Here is a 19830-nt window from a genome sequence, read left to right on the forward strand (position 1 = left end):
CAATCTGGGCCCCGACGGCCAGCGACAGGTCAGCGTCTATCCCGCGCCCGCCGCCGACGCCGGGACCGGGGCGTGAAGACCCGCCCGTGATCCTGGCTTCCATCGCCCTGGCCGCGGCCCGCGCCAACAGCTGCGCCGATCCCGCCGCCTTCGCACGCGGCCCGTCGGCCTGAACTGGACAAGCGGCGCCGAGCGTCCGACGCTTCCGCCTTCAAGCGCGGAGATTCTCGTGTTCGCAAAACTGCTGTTGGTCACGGTCGCCTGCTGGACGCTGTCGACGCCCGCCCTGGCCGCCGCGCCCGCCGTCGACCTGGTCCGACAGCGCGCCGTCGCCGCCCGGGTGCAGATCGTCCGCGACGACTGGGGGATCGCCCACGTGCACGGCAGGAGCGACGCCGACGCGGTGTTCGGCATGGTTTACGCCCAGGCCGAGGACGACTTCAACCGCGTCGAGGCCAACTACCTGACCGCCCTGGGGCGCACGGCCGAGGCCGAGGGCGAGAAGGCGATCTGGCAGGACCTGCGGATGAGGCTGTTCGTCGATCCCGCCGACCTGCAAGCCCGCTATGCCCAGAGCCCGGCCTGGCTGAAGGCGCTGATGGACGCCTGGGCCGACGGGCTGAACTTCTACCTGGCCACCCATCCGGGAACGAAGCCGAGGGTCATCACGCACTTCGAGCCGTGGATGGCGCTGAGCTTCACCGAGGGCAGCATCGGCGGCGACGTCGAGCGGATCTCGCTGGGCGAGCTGGAGGCCTTCTACGGCCAGCCGCGGCGGCAGGCCTCGGCGCAGGTCAAGGCTCGCGAGCTGGCCCAGGCCGTGGAATTCCGCGAACCCACCGGTTCGAACGGCTTCGCCATCGCCCCGTCCAACACCCGGGACGGCCACGCCCTGCTGCTGATCAACCCGCACACCTCGTTCTTCTTCCGCTCCGAACTGCAGATGACCAGCGACGCCGGGCTGAACGCCTATGGCGCGGCGACCTGGGGCCAGTTCTTCGTCTACCAGGGCTTCAACGCCCATGCCGGCTGGATGCACACCTCCAGCACCGTCGACGTGGTGGACGAGTTCGCCGAGACGGTCGAGCGCAAGGACGGCAAGCTGGTCTACCGGTACGGGGCCGAGGAACGGCCGGTGACGACCTCGACCGTCGAGGTGGCCTACAGGACCGCCGACGGCGCGCTGGGACATCGAACCTTCACCGTCTATCGCACCCACCACGGTCCAATCGTCCGGGCGGCGGACGGCAAATGGATCGCCTTCACCATGATGTACAAGCCGGTCGAGGCGCTGGAGCAGTCGTTCCTGCGCACCAAGGCGACCGATTACAAGAGCTTCCTGAAGGTCGCCGAGCTGAAGGCCAACTCCTCGAACAACACCCTGTTCGCCGACGACAAGGGCGAGGTGGCCTATCTGCACCCGCAGTTCATCCCGCGCCGCGACGACCGCTTCGACTACACTAGGCCGGTCGACGGCTCGGACCCGGCCACCGACTGGAAGGGGCTGCACGCCCTGTCCGAGGCGCCGCACCTAAAGAACCCGCCCAACGGCTGGCTGATGAACACCAACAACTGGCCCTATTCGGCTGCGGGTCCTTACAGCCCCAGGCCAGCAGACTTCCCGCGCTACATGGACAGCGTCGGCGAGACGCCGCGCGGGGTTCACGCCACGCGGGTGCTGAGCGCGCGGAAGGACTTCACCCTGCCGACCCTGATCCAGGCCGCCTACGACCCGTACCTGACCGCCTTCGCCGACCTGATCCCGACCCTGTCCAGGGCCTACGACCAGACGCCCGACGGCGATCCGCTCAAGGCGCGGCTGGGACCGCAGGTGGCGGCGCTGAAGGCCTGGGACCTGAAGTGGTCGCAGGCCTCGACCGAGACCTCGCTGGCGGTGTTCTGGGGCGAGGCCCTGTGGGCGAAGTCGGCGGCCCAGGCCAAGGCGGACGGCGTGTCGGTCTACGCCTACATGGCCGGGCGCACGACACCGGCCCAGAAGCTGGCGGCCCTGGCCGAGGCCTCGGACCGCCTGGCGGCCGACTTCGGCGACTGGCGCACGCCCTGGGGCCGGATCAACCGTTTCCAGCGCAACGACGGCGCCATCGTCCAGACCTTCGACGACAACAAGCCCTCGACCCCCGTGCCGTTCACCTCGGGCCAGTGGGGCTCGCTGGCCTCGTTCGGGGCCAAGCGCTATCCGGGGACGAAGACCTATTACGGGACCAGCGGCAACAGCTTCGTGGCCGTGGTCGAGTTCGGGCCCAGGGTGAAGGCCCTGGCCGTGTCGGCCGGCGGCGAAAGCGGCGACCCGGCCTCCAGGCACTTCGCCGACCAGGTCCAGCGCTATGCGAAGGGCGACCTGCGGACGGTCTATTTCTATCCGGACCAGCTGGCCGGCCATGTCGAGCGGACCTATCGGCCGGGCGAGATCAAGTGACGGACCGGGCTTGAGGCCGGCGTTTCGTCGACACTGTCGGTGAAATCGAAGATGAAATCCCGGTCGGTATTGTGGGCCACGTGTTTTCGATCGAAAAGTCGCGAACAGAAAAGCACGCCGATCGATAGCGTGGCCGAAAGATACCGCAGGGGGATGAAATCGTGAAACTTTTGGGGATGAGGACCGCCGCCGCCGGCCTCTTGAGCCTGTTCCTGGCTCACGCCAGTTACGCCTTGCCGGCAACCCATCCCGTGAAGGTGACCGGGGGGGCGATCGTGGGATCGCAAGACAGCGGCCTCAATGAATATTTCGGAATCCCGTTCGCGGCGCCGCCCCTGGGCGACCTCCGCTGGCGCGCGCCGCAACCCGTCGTCGCGTGGGAGGGGCAAAGGACGACGCGGGAATTCTCCCCCGCATGCGCTCAGACGGCGACCTGGATTTCAAACCCCAAAAGCGAAGACTGTCTGTATTTGAACCTATGGGCGCCGGCCAAGGCCGAAAAGCTGCCGGTCGTCGTGTGGATCCACGGCGGCGCCATGGACAGCGGGGCCGCCGCCGTGCCCGTGCAGAACGGCGCCAACCTGGCGAGGCGCGGGGCCATCGTGGTCACCCTCAGCTATCGTCTGGGCATATTCGGTTTCTATGCGTCTCCCGAACTGAGCGCCGAGTCGCCGGACCACGTGTCCGGCAACCAGGGCATTCTCGACCAGATCGCGGCCTTGCATTGGGTCAAGACGAACATCGCGGCCTTCGGCGGGGATCCCGATCGCGTGACGATCATGGGCAACTCCTCGGGGGGCGAGTCGGTCGCGCTGCTGGTCGCGTCTCCCCTGGCCAAGGGCCTGTTTCAGCGCGCCATCGCCGAGAGCGGAAACGATGCGATGCCGATCAACCCCGAGGACGACCACCGCTTCGACCAGAAGTCGGTCGCCGAAGCAAAAGGCCTGGCCTTCGCCAAGGCCGTCGGGGCGGAACGTCTGGCGGATCTGCGCAAGCTGAGCGTCGAAGACCTGCAGAAGCAGGCATGGCTGCCACGCGTCTATGTGGACGGGCGCCTGCTGCGCTCGGACCTGACCACCACCTATCGCGATCGCGGTCAGAACGACGTGCCGCTGCTGGTGGGATGGACCGCCGAGGAAGGCAAGGACCTGATCGAGTTCTACCTGGACCCCCGTGCGTCCACCTCCGCCGGACGCCGCGACCAGATGACCAAGCTCCTGGGCTATCCGCCGTCTGATCGCGTGCTGGCCGCCTATCCCGGCGCGACCGATTCCGAGGCCGCCGCCTCCATCAACCAACTGACCAACGACTGGTGGGGTTGGCGCATGGAGCACTGGGCCGCCCTGCAGGCGAAATACGGCCGCTCCAAATCGTATGTCTACTACTTCGCGCACCGTCCGGCGGAACCGCCGACGCCCTGTTCCTGGGGCTGTGGCGCCGGCCACGGCGTCGACGTCCAGTACATGTTCGACAATCTCGCCGTGGACCCGCGATCCTGGACCGCGGAAGATCGGCGATTGGCGGATCGGCTGGCCGACACCGTGGTTCAGTTCGCGCGAACAGGCAGCCCGACGGGCGGTGGGCTGCCGGCCTGGCCGGCATTCGATGGGTCGAGGGCGTCCATACTGCCGATCGGCAACGACGCCGAACTCCAGGCGCACCCGCTGCCGGATTTCTCGGTTTTTTCGCAACGGGCGGAGACGACGCCCCCCACCCGATCGACCCCCGCGGCCGCTAGAAAGTAGGCCGTGGCCGGGAACGGCGCTTGCTGACGCCCGACTTGGGTCGAAAGCGGATCCAACAAAAAAGCCCCGCCGTCGCCGGCGGGGCTTTGTCGTGCCGCAAGGCCGTGAACCCTAGCCTTCGCGCTTGTCGCGCTTGGCCAGGACGCGCAGGCGCAGGGCGTTGAGCTTGATGAAGCCGCCGGCGTCGCGGTGATCGTAGGCGACCTTGCCCTCCTCGAAGGTGACCAAGTCCTGGTCGTAGAGGCTGTAGCGGCTGGTGCGGCCGATGACCGAGACGTTGCCCTTGTAGAGCTTGACCCGCACCTGGCCGGTGACCTTGGCCTGGCTATAGTCGATGGCCGCCTGCAGCATCTCGCGCTCGGGGGCGAACCAGAAGCCGTTATAGACCAGCGATGCGTATTTCGGCATCAGCTCGTCCTTCAGGTGCATGGCGCCGCGGTCCAGGGTGATCGACTCGATGCCGCGGTGGGCGGCCAGCAGGATCGTGCCGCCCGGGGTCTCGTAGACGCCGCGCGACTTCATGCCGACGAAGCGGTTCTCGACCAGATCCAGCCGGCCGATGCCGTTGTCGCGGCCCAGCTCGTTCAGCTTGGTCAGCAGGGTCGCCGGGCTCATCGCCACGCCGTCGATGGCGACGGGGTCGCCCTTCTCGAAGTCGATGGTGATGACCGTCGGCTTGTCGGGGGCGTCTTCCGGCGCGATCGTGCGCATGTGGACGAACTCGGGAGCCTCGACCGCCGGGTCCTCCAGGACCTTCCCCTCGGACGAGCTGTGCAGCAGGTTGGCGTCGACGCTGAACGGGGCCTCGCCGCGCTTGTCCTTGGCGATCTGGATCTGGTGCTTCTCGGCGAAGTCCAGCAGGGCTTCGCGGGACTTGAAGTCCCATTCGCGCCAGGGCGCGATCACATGGATGTCGGGCTCCAGGCCGTAATAGCCCAGCTCGAAGCGGACCTGATCGTTGCCCTTGCCGGTCGCGCCGTGGCTGACGGCGTCGGCGCCGGTCTTGCGGGCGATCTCGATCTGCTTCTTGGCGATCAGCGGGCGGGCGATCGAGGTGCCCAGCAGGTACTGGCCCTCATAGACCGTGTTGGCCCGGAACATCGGGAACACGAAGTCGCGGACGAACTCCTCGCGCACGTCCTCGATGAAGATGTTCTCCGGCTTGACCCCGGCCGCCAGGGCCTTGGCGCGCGCCGGCTCGATCTCCTCGCCCTGCCCCAGGTCGGCGGTGAAGGTGACGACCTCCGCCCCGTACTCGGTCTGCAGCCACTTGAGAATGATCGAGGTGTCGAGGCCGCCCGAATAGGCGAGCACGACCTTCTTCACGGGCTTGCCAGCCATGACGGGGTCCTTCCGAGAAACACAAAGTCGCAGCGTGTTTCTCCGCCGGAGAAACACAAGGTCGCGGGGCGTTTAGCGCGGTTTCGCGACGATTGAAACGGCGCCGCGCGACAACGGCGGAGTCAGAGCTTGATCTGGCCTTCGGCGGCCAGCTGGTTCAGGGCGCGGCGCACCTGGGTCAGGTGGACCACCGCGAAGATCGCCGCCACGATGGCGCGCACGCACAGCAGGATGATCCCCACGTCCAGACTGGTCGGCCGGCGGCTCTCGACCAGCAGCCACAGGCTGAGCAGGAAGGCGAAGGTCGGCAGCGAGGCCAGGGCCACGGCGCGCGGCGCCCGCAACACGGTCTGGCCCGAAGGCGCCCACAGCACCGGCACCAGCACGTCCTTGACCTTGCCCCAGGCCATGCGCGAGGCGCCGCCCATGATCGACAGGGCCAGCAGCCACAGCACGTCGCCGATGACGCCGAGGATGTTCATCCTAGACCGTCACCTGGGCGCCCAGCTCGACCACGCGGCCGGGCGGGATCTTGAAGAAGTCGGTGGGGTTGGTGGCGTTCTTCATCAGGAAGATGAAGATTCGGTCCTGCCACAGCGGCATGCCGCTGTTGGCCGACGGCACGATCGAGCGGCGGCCCAGGAAGAAGCTGGTGGCCATGATGTCGAACTTCAGACCCTGCTGCTTGCGCAGGATGGCCAGAGCCTTGGGCACGTTGGGGCTTTCCATGAAGCCGTAGAAGATCTCGACCTTCTTGAAGTCGGCGTTGATCGCCTGGGTGCGGACCCGGTCCTCGTCGGCGACCCGCGGCGTCTCGGCCGTGCGGACGGTCAGGATCACGTTGCGCTCGTGCAAAACCTTGTTGTGCTTGAGGTTATGCATCAGGGCGACCGGGGTCATGTCCGGGTCGGAGGTGAGGAAGATCGCCGTGCCGGGGGCGCGGTGCGGGGCGCGGGCCCGCAGGATCTCCATCAGGTCGACCAGGGGCACGCTGTCGCGGCGGGTCTTGTCGGTCAGGATCTGGGCGCCGCGCGTCCAGGTCCACATGACCAGCACCAACAACGCGCCGAAAGCCAGGGGCAGCCAGGCCCCGTCCGGGATCTTCAGCATGTTCGAGGCGATGAACACCATGTCGATCATCGCCAGCGGGATCAGCAGGGCGGCGGTCTGCCAGAGGTTCCACTTCCACACCAGGCGCAGCACCACATAGGCCAGCAGGGTGTCGACGAACATCGCCCCGGTCACGGCGATGCCGTAGGCGCTGGCCAGCTTGTGCGAGCTCTGGAACATCACCAGCAGGATCAGCACGCCGACCAGCAGGAAGGTGTTGACGGCCGGCACGTAGATCTGGCCGGCCTGGGTCTCGGAGGTGCGCTTGATGTCCAGACGCGGCAGCAGGCCCAGTTGCACCGCCTGCTGGGTCATCGAGAAGGCGCCGGTGATCACCGCTTGGCTGGCGATCACCGTGGCCACCGTGGCCATCAGCAGCACCGGCCAATAGGCGAAGGTCGGCACCATGTCCCAGAACGGATTGTGCCGCGAGGCCGGGTGGTCCAGCACCAGAGAGCCCTGGCCCAGATAGTTCAGGGCCAGGCACGGGAAGGCCAGCCACAGCCAGGCGGCGCGGATCGGGGCTTTGCCGAAATGGCCCATGTCGGCGTACAGCGCCTCGGCGCCGGTCACCGCCAGGAACACGCTGCCCAGGATCACGAAGCCCAGGAAGCCGTTCTCGAGCAGGAAGCGTACGCCGTACCAGGGATTGAAGGCGCGCAGGATCGACAGGTCGTCGACCAGGTGGAACAGGCCCAGGGCGCCCAGGATCAGGAACCAGGCGGCCATCACCGGCCCGAACAGGGCGGCCATCCGGTGGGTGCCCTTGGCCTGGACCAGGAACAGCGCCACCAGGATCCCGGCCGAGATCGGCAGGATGTAGGGCGTCAGGGCGTGGCCGACATGCGGCGCGTCCTTCATGCCCTCGACCGCCGACAGCACCGAGATCGCCGGGGTGATGATGCCGTCGCCGTAGAACAGCGCCGCGCCGATCACGCCCAGGAAGAACACAGCGGTCGAGCGCCGGTTGCCGACCTTTCCCAGCGCCCTCTGGGCCAGGGCCATCAAGGCCAAGGTGCCGCCCTCGCCCTTGTTGTCGGCCCGCATGAAGAAGATCACGTACTTGATCGTGACGAACAGGGTCAGGGTCCACAGCACCAGCGACACCACGCCCAGCACGGCGTGCTCGGTGGCGGTGGTGCTGCGCGAATGGGCCAGCGCCTCGCGCATGGCGTACAGCGGACTGGTGCCGATGTCGCCGAACACCACGCCCACCGCGCCGAGCGCGAGGGCGAGGAAGCCGTGCCCTTTCGGGTCATGGCCGGCTTGCGGAGGGACGTCACATGAGGCGGCGCTTTCGGGAGCGGGGGCGCCAGAGGCTTCGGAAGCCATTCAATCCCTCCGGGGTCGCCCTCGCAAAACGCGGTGCGGAGCCCCATATCGATCAAGCGGGGCGCGATACACCCAATCACGTCCCGGTTCAATCGCGACCTGCCGCCGAACCGCGGTGACAGTTTTTGGTTGAACGCACGAGCGACGCCCTTAGGGTCCTGCCATAGAAAAATGTCCGACAGTCAGAAATTTCCCGTCGCCGCGCACGCCCTGGCCTATCTGGCGCACAAGAGCGCCTTTTCGGCCGACCGCGCCGTGGCCAGCGCGGAGCTCGCCGCCTCGGTCCCGACCAACCCGGTCGTGGTGCGTCGCGTGACGGCCATGCTGGGCAAGGCGGGGCTGATCGGCGCGCGGGCCGGCGCCAACGGCGGGGCCTGGCTGCTCAGGCCGCCCGAGACCATCACCCTGGATGTCGTGCTGCGGGCCGTGAACGGCTGCGCCCACCTGGGCGTCGCCCCCAAGGGCGTCAAGGGTTGCCCGGTCGGCGAGAAGATCCCCGACGCCGTGCGCGGGGCGATGATCGCCGCCGACACCGCCGTCGCCGACCGCCTGTCGCAGATCTCGGTCGCCGACCTGCTGAACAGCGCCTCGGTCGAGGCCGCGGCCTAGGCGCTCCCCGACAATGTTTTCCTGGATCGGCGACCCGAACGGGTGGTGGGCGGCCGCCTGTTCGGCCGCGCTTTTATCCGCGCTGAAGCGGCCTGCAGAATAACTGCATCAACATCTGTTGCCGATCCCCTGGAAAGTCGCGGCGGGCGTCATACGTAATCGCCACGGTTTCAGTTGCGAGACCGAGAAACATTTTTAGGGCTCACCACCATGACCAAGGTCGCCATCGTTTATCACTCGGGTTACGGCCACACCGCCGTCCTGGCCGACAAGATCGCCGAGGGCGTCCGCGACGCCGGCCAGACTCCCGTGGTGTTGAAGATCGACAACGCCGCCCAGGACTTCGCGCCGATCATCGAAGAGATCACCGCGGCCGACGCCGTGGTGTTCGGCGCCCCGACCTACATGGGCGACGTCTCGGGCGTGTTCAAAGTGTTCGCCGACGCCACCGCCGGGGCGTTCTTCACCGGCGCCTGGAAGGACAAGCTGGCCGCGGGCTTCACCAACTCGCACAGCTTCGCCGGCGACAAGGGCCACGCCCTGGAAAGCCTGACCATCCTGGCGGCCCAGCACGGCATGAACTGGGTGAACCTGGGCCTGGCCCCTCCCGGCGTGACCGCCGCCGAACGCGGGCCCGACACCCTCAACCGCGTCGGCTCGTTCATCGGCCTGGCCGGCCAGTCGGACAACGCCTCGCCCGAGATCAGCCCCCCGGCCGGCGACCGCGAGACCGCCCGCCTGTTCGGCGTCCGCATCGCCGAGGCCGCCGTGCGCTGGACGCGCGGCGCCCAGCCGGCCCTCAGCGAGGCGGCCTAACACGACAAGCCTCGTCCTTCCTGATCCCCCAGCCCGAAGGACGGGCCCGCGGCGCTCCGGCGCCGCCGAGGGGGCGCTTGAGCCCGAGCGCCCCCTCCCCCTCTCCTCACCCGCGTCGCGGGGGAGGTGGCGCGGCGCGAATACGCGCCGTGACGGAGGGGGCCTCCCGCGCGCATGCTTGAACCAAACCGGCGGTCGTGCTTCGTCTCGGTGACGTTTGCAGTTGCCTGGACACACGCCGCATGGCCCGCCGCCTCGCCCTGATCACCGGCGCCTCCGCCGGCATCGGGGCCGCCTTCGCCCGCATCTATGCCAGCCACGGCTACGACGTGGCACTGACCGCGCGCCGGCTGGACCGGCTGGAGGCCCTGGCCGCCGAGATTCGCCTGCGATTCGGCGTCGAAGCCTATCCGATCGCCGCCGACCTGGCTCAGCCCGACGCCGTCGACCAGGTGCTGGCCGCCATCGAGGCCGAGGGCCGGGTGGTCGACGCCCTGGTCAACAACGCCGGCTACGGCCTGCCCGGCGCCTACGCCCAGACCCGCTGGGCCGACCAGAGCGCTTTCCTGCAGGTGCTGCTGGTCTCGGTCTGCGGCCTGACCCACAAGGTGCTGCCGGGCATGGTCGAGCGCGGCTTCGGCCGGATCGTCAACGTCGCCTCCCTGGCCGGCCTGGCCCCCGGCGCGGCCGGCCACACCCTCTATGCGGCGACCAAGAGCTTCCTGGTGAAGTTCTCCCAGAGCCTGCACCTGGAGACGCAAGGCGCCGGCGTCCACGTCAGCGCCCTGTGCCCGGGCTTCACCTATTCGGAATTCCACGACGTCAACGGCACCCGCGCCCAGGTCAGCCAGAGCTTGCCGGCCTGGCTATGGCTGGGCGCCGACGAGGTGGCCGCCGCCGGCTACGAGGCGGCCGAGGCCAATCGCGCGATCTGCGTGCCCGGCTCGCCCAACAAGGCCATCGCCGTGCTGGCCAAGCTGATCCCCGACGACTGGGCCCTGGCCCTGATGGCTAGCCAGGGATCGCGGTTCAGGAAGGTTTAGACGCGGCGCCTGAAGGTGGGGACACACACTCGCCCCCAGCCTATCGAGAGGTTTCACCCACGCCATGCGGCGAGTGTGTGTCCCCAGTTTCGTCCGCTACTTGTGCTCCGCGTACGGCGCCTTGGCGTCCTGGCGCACCAAGCCCCGCGTCGCGTCGCCCACGCCGATCAGCACGAACTGCACCGCCAGGGCGCAGAGGATCAGGCCCAGCACCCGCACCACGATGCTCATGCCGATCCGGCCCAGCACCCGGCTGATGATCGGCGAGGCCCAGAAGGTGGCGACCAGCACCACCGCGACCGCCGCGATCACCCCGCAGCCGATGGCCATGCCGGCCAGGCCGAAGCCCTTGGCCTCGCTGGCGTAGATGATCACCGTCGAGATCGCGCCCGGCCCGATCAGCAGCGGCATGGCGAACGGCACGATCAACCGCTCGAACCGCTGCTTGGCGTAGACCCGCGCCGACTGGCCTTCGATTCCCTCGGCGGCGTCGGCGAACATGGTGGTGAAGTCGTCGCGCACCATGTCCAGGCCCAGGATGAACAGGATGATGCCGCCGGCGATGCGGAAAGCCGGCATCGAGATGCCGAAGAACTCCAGCAGCGACACGCCGGTGAAGTAGAAGAAGATCAGGAAGGCGGCGACGAACAGGCCGATATAGACCGCCACCATCCGGCGGCCGGCGGCGGCCGCGCCCAGGGTCGCGGCGGCGAACAGCGGCACGTTGCCGATCGGGTCGATCAGGGCGAACAGGGCGACGAAGAAGTTGACGGCGAGCTCGGCCTGGCTCATTCGGGGTGCTTAGCTTTCAATTCGCGCGGATCCGCGCCCTTCTTAGGGCGATGCGACCCCGCGCGCCACACCCCGGGGAACGCCCATGACCGCCAAACTCCTGGCAGATCCGCGCCTGATCCTGCCGCTCGACCTGCCCAGCGTCGCCGAGGCCCGAGCGATGGTCGACACGCTGGGCGACGCGGTGTCGTTCTACAAGATCGGGCTGGAGCTGCTGGCCACCGACGGCATGGCCCTGGCCCGCGACCTGAAGGGCGAGGGCAAGTCGATCTTCCTGGACTGGAAGTTGCACGACATCGGCGCGACCGTGGAACGCTCGGCCCGGGTGCTGGCCGGGGCCGGCTGCGACCTGCTGACCGTCCACGCCGAGCCGCAGGTGATGCAGGCCGCCGTCAAGGCCAAGGGCGGCTCGGACCTGAAGATCCTGGCCGTCACCGTGCTGACCAGCTTGAACGACGCCGACCTGATCGAACTGGGCTACGCGTTCTCGGCCCGCGACCTGGTGGCGCGGCGCATCCGCCAGGCGGTGGATTGCGGCGTCGACGGCATCGTCTCCTCGCCGCACGAGGCCGCCCTGGCCCGCGAGATCGCCGGACCCGACTTCCTGGTGGTGACCCCCGGCGTGCGCCCCTTCTGGTCGGCCAAGAACGACCAGGCCCGCGCCGCCACCCCGGCCGACGCCCTGAAGGCCGGCGCCAGCCACCTGGTCTGCGGCCGTCCGATCACCGCGGCCAACGACCCGCGCGAGGCGGCGCTGAAGGTGGTCGCGGAGATGGCGGAGGCCTGAAGCGAAAACAGGACTCGAACCGGCGCCCGCGAGGCGCGGTCCGAACCGCGCGACAAAATGGCGCGCCGGCCGCTTCGCCCCGAGCAGGTCGTGGCGAATTCCGAACCTTGACCATGCTGCTATGGCGTTCGAGCGCCGCGGACTCTGCGTCCGCGGCGCTCTGCTTTTGGCCTACGCCCAACCGGAGCCCGGCGACCGCCCCTCTATACTGATCTATGCCAGCCTTTTCGCGGCTATGTTTAGTCAGATCGTAGCAAGTCTCGATCTATACACTTCGCAGAAGCGAGCATAATTGGGTACTTTCGGCCAAGTTGCAGGTATTAACGCTACGTTATACTTCAGTAACTGCAGATTAATCACGAAGATCTACTCATCGTTCAGGCCAAAAGCCTAGACCCTCCGGTGTTCGGAGGGGTACATGCCTAAATACATCACCGCCAAGGGGCTCGAGCTGACGCTCTCGGGCTCGACCAGCAACTGGGTGGCCAACAGCTCGGCCAAGGAAACCCAGCTCGGATCGAGCAAGAACGACGTGTTCCACGGCTCGGGCGGCGACACCCTGATCGGCGGGGCGGGCGACGACACCTACTACCTGTGGGACAACACCTCGGTCGTGGTCGAGAAGGCCGGCGAAGGCGTCGATACCGTCGACGCCCGGTTCTGGGGCCCGGTGACCCTGGCGGCCAACGTCGAGAACCTGCTGCTGAACTCCCCCGGCTCGACGGCGGGAACCGGCAACGCCCTCAACAACATCATCGTAGCTGGGACCGTCGGCGCGACGCTGAACGGCCTGGCCGGCGACGACGTGCTGGTCGGCGGCGCGGGCGCGGACCTGTTCAAGGTCTCGGCCGGCAACGGCTCCGACGCGATCATGAACTTCAAGCCCGGCAGCGACGTCATCCAACTGGGCGGCTATGGCGTCAGCACCTTCGCCCAACTTCAGGCCGTGGCCACCCAGAGCGGCGCGGACGTCAAGCTCGGCTTCGCCAATGGCGAGACCCTGGTGATCCGCGACGTCGCCCTGCCCAGCCTGACCGCCTACGACTTCGGCCTGAAGGCCGACCCCGCCGCCATTCCCGCCGGCTATTCCCAGCTGACGGGCCCCGGCGCGGCCTGGACGGCCCATGGCTGGTACGTCCTCAACAACGTCTGGAACCCCGGCGACCTCGTCTACAAGACGGATTACGCGATCGACAGCGCCTACAGCGCGTCGGACATGACGGCCAAGACCACCTTCAACTGGTCCTTCCCCGTCGTCACCGAACCCTACCCGACCATCCGCGCCTATCCCGAAGTGATCTTCGGCCCGGCTCCGATGAGCGGCGGTCACAAGGCCAGCGACATCGGCGGCGTCTTCCCGGTCCAGGTGAGCACGCTAAGCCAACTCACCGCCGACTACGACGTCAGCTACAAGGGCAACACCAGCGGCTTCAACGTCTCGTTCGACATCTGGCTGACCGACACGCCCAACGGCGGCGCCGACACCATCACCAGCGAGGTGATGGTCTGGGTGCACAAGGGCGGCTTCGATCCCACGGGGGAGGTCGTCGGGACCTATTCCAACGGTTCGGTCACCGGCAAGATCTACGCCAGCAAGGCCGGCGACTGGACCTACACCGCCGTGGTCCTGGACGCCGACACGCCCAAGGGCCAGATCGACATCGCCAGCATCCTCAAGACCCTGGAGGGGCTGAAGCTGGTCTCCTCGGCGGACTACGTCGCTTCGGTCGAGCTGGGCGCCGAGGTCGTGTCGGGCGCCGGCTCGCTGACCATCAACAACCTGGACCTCGACGTTCGGGCCCACAACACGGACGACTCGACCAAGGTCATGCACGTCGAGGGTTCGGGTACGACCACGACGACGATCCTGGCCAGCCCCGACCCGGTCGCCACGCCGGAGAAGGCGCTGGACCTGTCCGGCGACGACACCTTCACCTACGACCGCGCGGTCGCCGCCATCAGCGGCGGCGCGGGCCATGACACCCTGGTCCTGAAGGCGGCCGCCACGGTCAATCTTGGCGACGCGGTCAACCAGGTGGCGGGTGGAACCGCCGTGGTCACCGGCTTCGAGGACGTCGACGCCTCGGCCGCCAGCGGCGCCGTCGTCCTGACCGGATCGGCCGCCGACAACAGGCTGATCGGCGGAGCCTATGCCGACCTCCTGACCGGCGGCGGCGGCGCGGACATCCTGAGCGGCGGCGCGGGCGCCGACTCGCTCGACGGCGGGACCGGTTCGGACCAGCAGCGCGGCGAGGCGGGCGACGACCGTATCGTCTACGACGCCGCCGACACCGTCATCGACGGCGGGGCCGGTCGCGACACCCTGATCCTGAACACCGCCGCCACGGTGAACCTGGGCAACTTCTCGACCACCCAGATCAGCGGCGGATCGGCCTATGTCGCGGGCTTCGAGGACGTCGACGCCTCGGCGGCCGCCGGGGCCGTCGTCCTGAACGGCTCGCAGTTCAACAACACCCTGACCGGCGGAGCTTTCGCCGACACCCTGATGGGCGGAGCGGGCTTCGACATCCTCAAGGGCGGACTGGGCAATGACTTCCTCGACGGCGGGGCCGACGCCGACCAGCTGCGCGGCGAGGCCGGCGACGACCGCATCGTCTACGACGCCGCCGACACGGTCATCGATGGCGGGGCCGGTCGCGACACCCTGATCCTCAAGGCGGCGGCCGTCGTGCATCTGGAAAACTTCTCGTCCAGCCAGGTCACCGGCGGCTCAGCCTATGTCTCCGGCTTCGAGGATGTCGACGCCGCGGACTCGGCCGGCGGGGTCACCGTCACCGGCTCGCAGTTCAACAACACCCTGACGGGCGGAGCCTTCGCCGACACCCTGAGGGGCGGAGCGGGCTTCGACCTCCTCAAGGGCGGACTGGGCAATGACTTCCTCGACGGCGGCGCAGACGCCGACCAGCTGCGCGGCGAGGCCGGCGACGACCGCATCGTCTATGACGCCGCCGACACCGTGATCGATGGTGGAGCCGGTCGCGACACCCTGGTGCTCAACACTGCCGCCACGGTGAACCTGGGCAACTTCTCGTCCAGCCAGGTCATCGGCGGAACCGCCTATGTGTCGGGCTTCGAGGACGTCGACGCCTCGGGGGCCACCACGGCGGTCAAGCTGAACGGATCGGCGTTCAACAACACGCTGGTCGGCGGAAGCGGCGCCGACACCCTGGCCGGGGGCGCGGGCTTCGACACCCTGACCGGCGGCGCGGGCTCGGACCTGTTCGTGTTCGGCGCCTTCAACCCGGGCGACGTCGACAAGATCACCGACTTCTCGCACGCCCAGGGCGACCGCATCGACCTGTCGGCCATCGACGCGGTGGTCGGCGGCCTTGATGACCCGTTCGCCTTCATCGGCCAAAGCGCCTTCCACCACGTGGCCGGCGAGCTTCGCTACGGCGCTGCCGCCGGGGGCCTGATGGTCCAGGCCGATGTCAACGGCGACGGGGTCGCGGACTTCTCGATCCTGGTGGCCAACACGACCTCGCTGGTCCACGGCGATTTCATTCTGTAGCCAGGCCTAGAAATCGACCGCCACGCCCTTGCGCTCCCAGTCGCCGAACCGTGTCGGCTCGGGGCCGTCGCGGCCGCCTTCCTCGGTCGGCAGCGTGGCGGCGTGGTCGGCCGCGCGGCGGGCGGCGGCCTCTTCCAGGGCGCGGCGGGCGGCGGGGGTGAGCGGCTTGTCGGGCGCCGCGCCGGGCGGCAGGTCGGTCTCGGACATGATCGTCTTCCTAGCACCGTCGACGCCAAAAAGCTTGCGCTCGCCGCCGCCTCGGGGCACGGCGGGCGGGTGACTCAGGAACTCAATGACGGCCTCCCGGCACGGGAAGGCGCCCTCGCCCTCATCGACGCGGCCCTGTCGCGGCGCGGCGGCCTCGACGAAGCCGCCTCGGCCAACGCCTTCCGCTTTCTCGAACCGCGGGAGCGGGCCTTCGCGCGGGCCCTGGCCATGGCCGCCCTGCGCCACCTGGGGCCCATCGACCGCGCCTTGGCCGGCAAGCTGGCCAAGGAGCCGCCGGCGCGCGTGCGCAACCTGCTGCGCCTGGGCGCCACGCAGGCCTTCTTCCTGGAGGTGCCGGCCTTCGCCGCCGTGGCCACCAGCGTCGAGCTGGCTGGCGCCAACAAGGCCAGCCGCCCGTTCAAGGGCCTGGTCAACGCCGTGCTGCGCGGCCTGCTGCGCGACGGCCCGCCCTCGGCGGAGCCCGAACACCTGGCGCCGCCATGGCTCTACGCCCGCTGGGTCGGCGCCTGGGGCAAGGAGACCGCCGACGCCGTCGCCGCCCAGATCGGCTTCGAGCCAGCCACCGACCTGTCGCTGAAGCCGGGCGTCGACGCCGCCGCCCTGACCGCCGAACTGGAAGGCGAGCTCCTGCCCGGCGGCACGCTGCGCACGTCGCGCCGGGGGGACGTCTCGGCCTGGCCGGCCTTTGACGACGGGACCTGGTGGGTGCAGGACGCCGCCGCCGCCATCCCCGCCCGCCTGCTGGACGTCCAGCCCGGCCAGACCGCCCTGGACCTGTGCGCCGCGCCCGGCGGCAAGACCCTGCAACTGGCCGCCGCCGGCGCGGCCACCGTCGCCGTCGACCGCTCGGCGCCCCGCCTGCAGCGCGTCACCGAGAACCTGGCCCGCCTGAAGCTGGCCGCCGAGGTGGTCGCCGCCGACGCCGGGGCCTGGGAGGACGGCCGGACCTTCGACGCCGTGCTGCTGGACGCCCCGTGCTCGGCCACCGGCACCTTCCGCCGCCATCCCGATGTGCTGTGGGCCGCCCGCCCCGGCGACGTGGCCAGCCTGGCCGCCGTCCAGAGCCGCCTGCTCGACAGCGCCGCCGGCCGGCTCAAGCCCGGCGGCCGCCTCGTCTACTGCGTATGCTCGCTTGAACCCGAAGAGGGCGAGGCCCAGGTCGAGGCTTTCCTGGCCCGCCACCCGGACATCGCCCTGGACCCGATCGCCCCGGAGGAAGGCGGCGCGCCGGCCGCCAGCCTGACGCCGCGCGGCACGCTGCGGATCCTGCCGCATCACCGCGAAGGCGGGCTGGACGGCTTCTTCGCGGCGCGGTTCGTGAAGACGTAGCCCCATTATTGTTGTCATCCCGGCCTCGGGTCGCGCAAGCGGCCCGCCACGGCGGAAGGGCGCAGCGCTTGTCCGGGATCCAGGACAGCCGCGCCGCGCCGGCCCAGTCCCCTGGATCCCGGACAGCCTCTGCGAGGCTTCCGGGATGACAACGTCACAGGGGCGAGATCACGAACTTGGAGCTTCGGAGCGAGCAAACCCCCACACGACAACGGGCTCGCTTGTGGCGCGAGCCTTAGCCCGCTAAGCCATGGACATGACCGCGCCGCTGATCGCCCCGTCCATTCTCGCCTCCGACTTCGCCAAGCTGGGCGAAGAGGTCGCCGCCATCGAGGCGGCCGGCGCCGACTGGGTGCATGTCGACGTGATGGACGGCCATTTCGTGCCCAACATCACCCTGGGCCCGGACATCGTCAAAGCCATCCGGCCGCACGCCAGCATCCCGTTCGACGTCCACCTGATGATCAGCCCGGCCGATCCGTACCTGGAGGCGTTCCGCGCCGCCGGGGCCGACCTGATCAGCATCCATCCCGAGGCCGGCCCGCACCTGCACCGCTCGCTCAAGCGCATCCGCGAACTGGGGGCCAAGGCCGGGGTGGTGTTCAACCCCTCGACCTCGATCGACCACGTCGAATGGATCCTGGAAGACGTCGACCTGCTGCTGGTGATGTCGGTGAACCCGGGTTTCGGCGGCCAGAGCTTCATTCCCGGCCAGCTGCGCAAGGTCGAGGCCTTGCGGCGGATGGTCGACAAGGCCGGCGCGGACATCATCATCGAGGTCGACGGCGGCGTCACCCCGGTTACGGCCCCGCAATGCGTGGCGGCGGGAGCCACGGCCCTGGTCGCCGGCTCGGCGGTGTTCAAGGGCGGACCGTCGGCCTATGCCGACAACATCCGCGCCCTGAAGGGGGGCTGATCCAGCGGCATGGAGGGGGCTCCAGAGACAGGTTCCGCCCGCAAGACCTCCGCCCTGGCCGGCGGCCCTAAAGCCCGTGGTCGCGGCCGGCGCACCCGGGGCGTGTTCCTCAAGGCTCTGGGCGCGGCGATCAAGGGCAACGTCGAACGCGAGTGGTTCGGCTCGCCGCCGCACCGCGCGCTGATCAGCCGGCCGCGCCCGGTCGGCCTGACCGCCCGTCCGCACGACCCTCGCCCCGTCGACGCGGAACGCGGCCGCCAACTGTTGGAAGGCCTGATGGTGCTGGACGGCGGCGCCCTGCGGCTGGGCGAGACCGGCGACCCGTTCGACCAGCCCAGCCCGACCCGCCAGTTCGCCACCGCCCTGCACGGCTTCGACTGGCTGCCGCACCTGCTGGCGGCCGGCCCGGGCTCGGCTCGGCTGGCGCTGCGGCTGCTGCAGGACTGGCGGCGCGTGTTCGGAACCTGGAACGAATTCTCGTGGAGCGGCGAACGCCTCGAACGGCGCACGTTCCACCTGGCCTGCGCGGCTCGCGCCCTGTCGCCCGAGGCGTCCGACGCCGAGATCTCGGCCATGGCCCTGGACATCGCCCGGGGCGCGCGCCAGCTGCTCAAGGCCTCCGACGCCCCCGAGCGCAAGCTGGAACGAGCGGCGGTCGCGACCATCGCCGGCTGCGCCCTGACCGGCAAGGCCAGCGACCGGCTGATGGCCCGGGGGCTGAAGCGGGTGATCGCCCTGCTGGACGCGACCGTCCTGCCCGACGGCGGCCACGCCAGCCGCTCGCCGGAGGCGGGGCTGGAGCTCCTGTTCGACCTGCTGACCCTCGACGACGCCCTGGGCCAGCGCGGTCGCCCCGCGCCCGAGGGCCTGAGCCGGGCCATCGACCGCCTGAGCGCGTCGGTGCGGTTCTTCACCCTGGCCGACGGCTGCCTGGCGGCCTTCCAGGGCGGCGAAGCGGTCGAGGCGCGCCGGATCGCGGCGGCCCTGGCCCATGACGACCATGGCCCGCGCCCGCCCGAGACCGCCCCGCACGTCGGCTATCAGAAGATGCAGGGCGGCAGCCTCCAGGTGATGGCCGACGCCGGTCCGCCGGCCGTCGGCCCGCTCAGCGTCGCCGCCTGCGCCCAACCGGCCGCGGTCGAGATCGTCTTCGGCAAGGACCGGCTGATCACCAGCTGCGGCTGGAGCCCCGAGGCGACCGGGGCCAACGCCTTCCGGCTGTCGGACGCCGCCTCGACCGTGTCGGTGGGCGACGGCTCGGCCGGACGGCCGCTGTCGGGCTGGCGCGCCGGGGCCCTGGGTCCCTGGCTGATCGACGGCGCCACCGAGGTCGAGATCAAGCGGCACGACGCCGACACCGGGGTTTGGCTGGACATCGTCCACGACGGCTGGCGGCGGCTGGGCCTGACCCACGCCCGTCGCCTCTATCTGGACATCAAGGCCGACGAACTGCGTGGCGAGGACAGTCTGATCCCGATCGGCTCGGCCAATCCCGACGGCCCGCGCCGGTACCTGCCCTTCTCGGTCACCTTCCACCTGCACCCCGACGCCCGGGCCTCGCTGGCCCGCGACGGCAAGAGCGTGCTGATCAAGGGCCCGTCCAATGTCGGCTGGTGGCTGCGCAACGACGCCGTCGACGTCAGCATCGCCCCCTCCGCCCATTTCGACCATGGTCACGTCCGGCGGGCCGGCGCCATCGTGCTCAAGAGCCAGGTCCGCCCCGAGAAGGGGGCCAAGATCCGCTGGAAACTGGCCCGCGCGACGGACCACTAGGATCGGGCAAGGCTGCGACATTACGTCCCACACCCGGGTT

The 19830-nt window shown here is 69.3% G+C and carries 15 protein-coding genes and 1 pseudogene; 10 read left to right on the forward strand and 6 right to left on the reverse strand.

Annotated elements, in window-relative coordinates; all coding sequences use genetic code 11:
* The first annotated feature begins 229 nt into the window (after positions 1-229).
* Positions 230-2437, forward strand: coding sequence for a penicillin acylase family protein (locus J2X41_RS15280; protein WP_310082875.1), 2208 nt, complete (start codon positions 230-232; stop codon positions 2435-2437).
* A gap of 176 nt (positions 2438-2613) precedes the next feature.
* A complete protein-coding gene (locus tag J2X41_RS15285) occupies positions 2614-4182 on the forward strand; it encodes a carboxylesterase family protein (RefSeq protein ID WP_310082876.1) in 1569 nt (522 codons plus the stop codon).
* 111 nt (positions 4183-4293) lie between these two features.
* On the opposite strand, the gene J2X41_RS15290 is transcribed toward J2X41_RS15285, so the two are convergent.
* The 3 genes from J2X41_RS15290 to J2X41_RS15300 all read right to left on the reverse strand — a co-directional run bounded on the left by J2X41_RS15290 (position 4294) and on the right by J2X41_RS15300 (position 7965).
* The gene (locus tag J2X41_RS15290; protein ID WP_310082877.1) at positions 4294-5523 is read right to left on the reverse strand and encodes an argininosuccinate synthase; all 1230 of its coding nucleotides are present in this window, start codon (positions 5521-5523) and stop codon (positions 4294-4296) included.
* 122 nt (positions 5524-5645) lie between these two features.
* Positions 5646-6005 carry a hypothetical protein gene (locus J2X41_RS15295; protein ID WP_310082878.1) on the reverse strand — a complete coding sequence of 120 codons (360 nt, stop codon included), beginning with the start codon at positions 6003-6005 and terminating at the stop codon, positions 5646-5648.
* Between the two features lies 1 nt (position 6006).
* Positions 6007-7965 carry a potassium transporter Kup gene (locus J2X41_RS15300; RefSeq protein WP_310082879.1) on the reverse strand — a complete coding sequence of 653 codons (1959 nt, stop codon included), beginning with the start codon at positions 7963-7965 and terminating at the stop codon, positions 6007-6009.
* Between the two features lie 171 nt (positions 7966-8136).
* On the opposite strand from J2X41_RS15300, the gene J2X41_RS15305 reads away from it, so the two are divergent.
* Complete coding sequence (locus tag J2X41_RS15305; RefSeq protein WP_310082880.1) at positions 8137-8574, forward strand: Rrf2 family transcriptional regulator; 438 nt, start codon at positions 8137-8139, stop codon at positions 8572-8574.
* Positions 8575-8784: 210 nt separating this feature from the next.
* The gene (locus J2X41_RS15310) at positions 8785-9390 is read left to right on the forward strand and encodes a flavodoxin family protein (RefSeq protein ID WP_028038901.1); all 606 of its coding nucleotides are present in this window, start codon (positions 8785-8787) and stop codon (positions 9388-9390) included.
* 93 nt (positions 9391-9483) lie between these two features.
* Here J2X41_RS15310 and J2X41_RS15315 read toward each other — a convergent pair.
* Positions 9484-9558: pseudogene (locus J2X41_RS15315) on the reverse strand (hypothetical protein); the annotation flags it as partial.
* A 74-nt stretch (positions 9559-9632) separates the two neighbouring features.
* Between J2X41_RS15315 and J2X41_RS15320 the strand changes: the two are divergent.
* Positions 9633-10433, forward strand: a complete 801-nt coding sequence (locus J2X41_RS15320) for an SDR family oxidoreductase (protein ID WP_310082881.1) — start codon at positions 9633-9635, stop codon at positions 10431-10433.
* Between the two features lie 96 nt (positions 10434-10529).
* Here the strand turns inward: J2X41_RS15320 and J2X41_RS15325 are convergent, their stop codons facing one another.
* The gene (locus J2X41_RS15325) at positions 10530-11225 is read right to left on the reverse strand and encodes a MarC family protein (protein WP_310082882.1); all 696 of its coding nucleotides are present in this window, start codon (positions 11223-11225) and stop codon (positions 10530-10532) included.
* Between the two features lie 85 nt (positions 11226-11310).
* Between J2X41_RS15325 and pyrF the strand changes: the two genes are divergently transcribed.
* Positions 11311-12012, forward strand: a complete 702-nt coding sequence (pyrF, locus tag J2X41_RS15330) for an orotidine-5'-phosphate decarboxylase (RefSeq protein WP_310082883.1) — start codon at positions 11311-11313, stop codon at positions 12010-12012.
* A 418-nt stretch (positions 12013-12430) separates the two neighbouring features.
* A complete protein-coding gene (locus J2X41_RS15335; RefSeq protein WP_310082884.1) occupies positions 12431-15544 on the forward strand; it encodes a GH12 family glycosyl hydrolase domain-containing protein in 3114 nt (1037 codons plus the stop codon).
* Between the two features lie 6 nt (positions 15545-15550).
* Here J2X41_RS15335 and J2X41_RS15340 read toward each other — a convergent pair whose 3' ends face one another.
* Complete coding sequence (locus J2X41_RS15340) at positions 15551-15751, reverse strand: DUF1674 domain-containing protein (protein ID WP_310082885.1); 201 nt, start codon at positions 15749-15751, stop codon at positions 15551-15553.
* Between the two features lie 69 nt (positions 15752-15820).
* On the opposite strand from J2X41_RS15340, the gene J2X41_RS15345 reads away from it, so the two are divergent.
* The 3 genes from J2X41_RS15345 (at position 15821) to J2X41_RS15355 (ending at position 19790) form a co-directional block, all read left to right on the forward strand.
* On the forward strand, positions 15821-17101 hold the full coding sequence (locus J2X41_RS15345; RefSeq protein ID WP_310082886.1) for an RsmB/NOP family class I SAM-dependent RNA methyltransferase: 1281 nt from the start codon (positions 15821-15823) through the stop codon (positions 17099-17101).
* A 256-nt stretch (positions 17102-17357) separates the two neighbouring features.
* Positions 17358-18017 carry a ribulose-phosphate 3-epimerase gene (rpe, locus tag J2X41_RS15350; RefSeq protein WP_310082887.1) on the forward strand — a complete coding sequence of 220 codons (660 nt, stop codon included), beginning with the start codon at positions 17358-17360 and terminating at the stop codon, positions 18015-18017.
* Positions 18018-18026: 9 nt separating this feature from the next.
* Positions 18027-19790, forward strand: a complete 1764-nt coding sequence (locus J2X41_RS15355) for a heparinase II/III family protein (RefSeq protein WP_310082888.1) — start codon at positions 18027-18029, stop codon at positions 19788-19790.
* Positions 19791-19830 lie beyond the last annotated feature (40 nt).

The sequence above is a fragment of the Caulobacter sp. BE254 genome (genome assembly GCF_031457295.1).
Classification (GTDB): domain Bacteria; phylum Pseudomonadota; class Alphaproteobacteria; order Caulobacterales; family Caulobacteraceae; genus Caulobacter.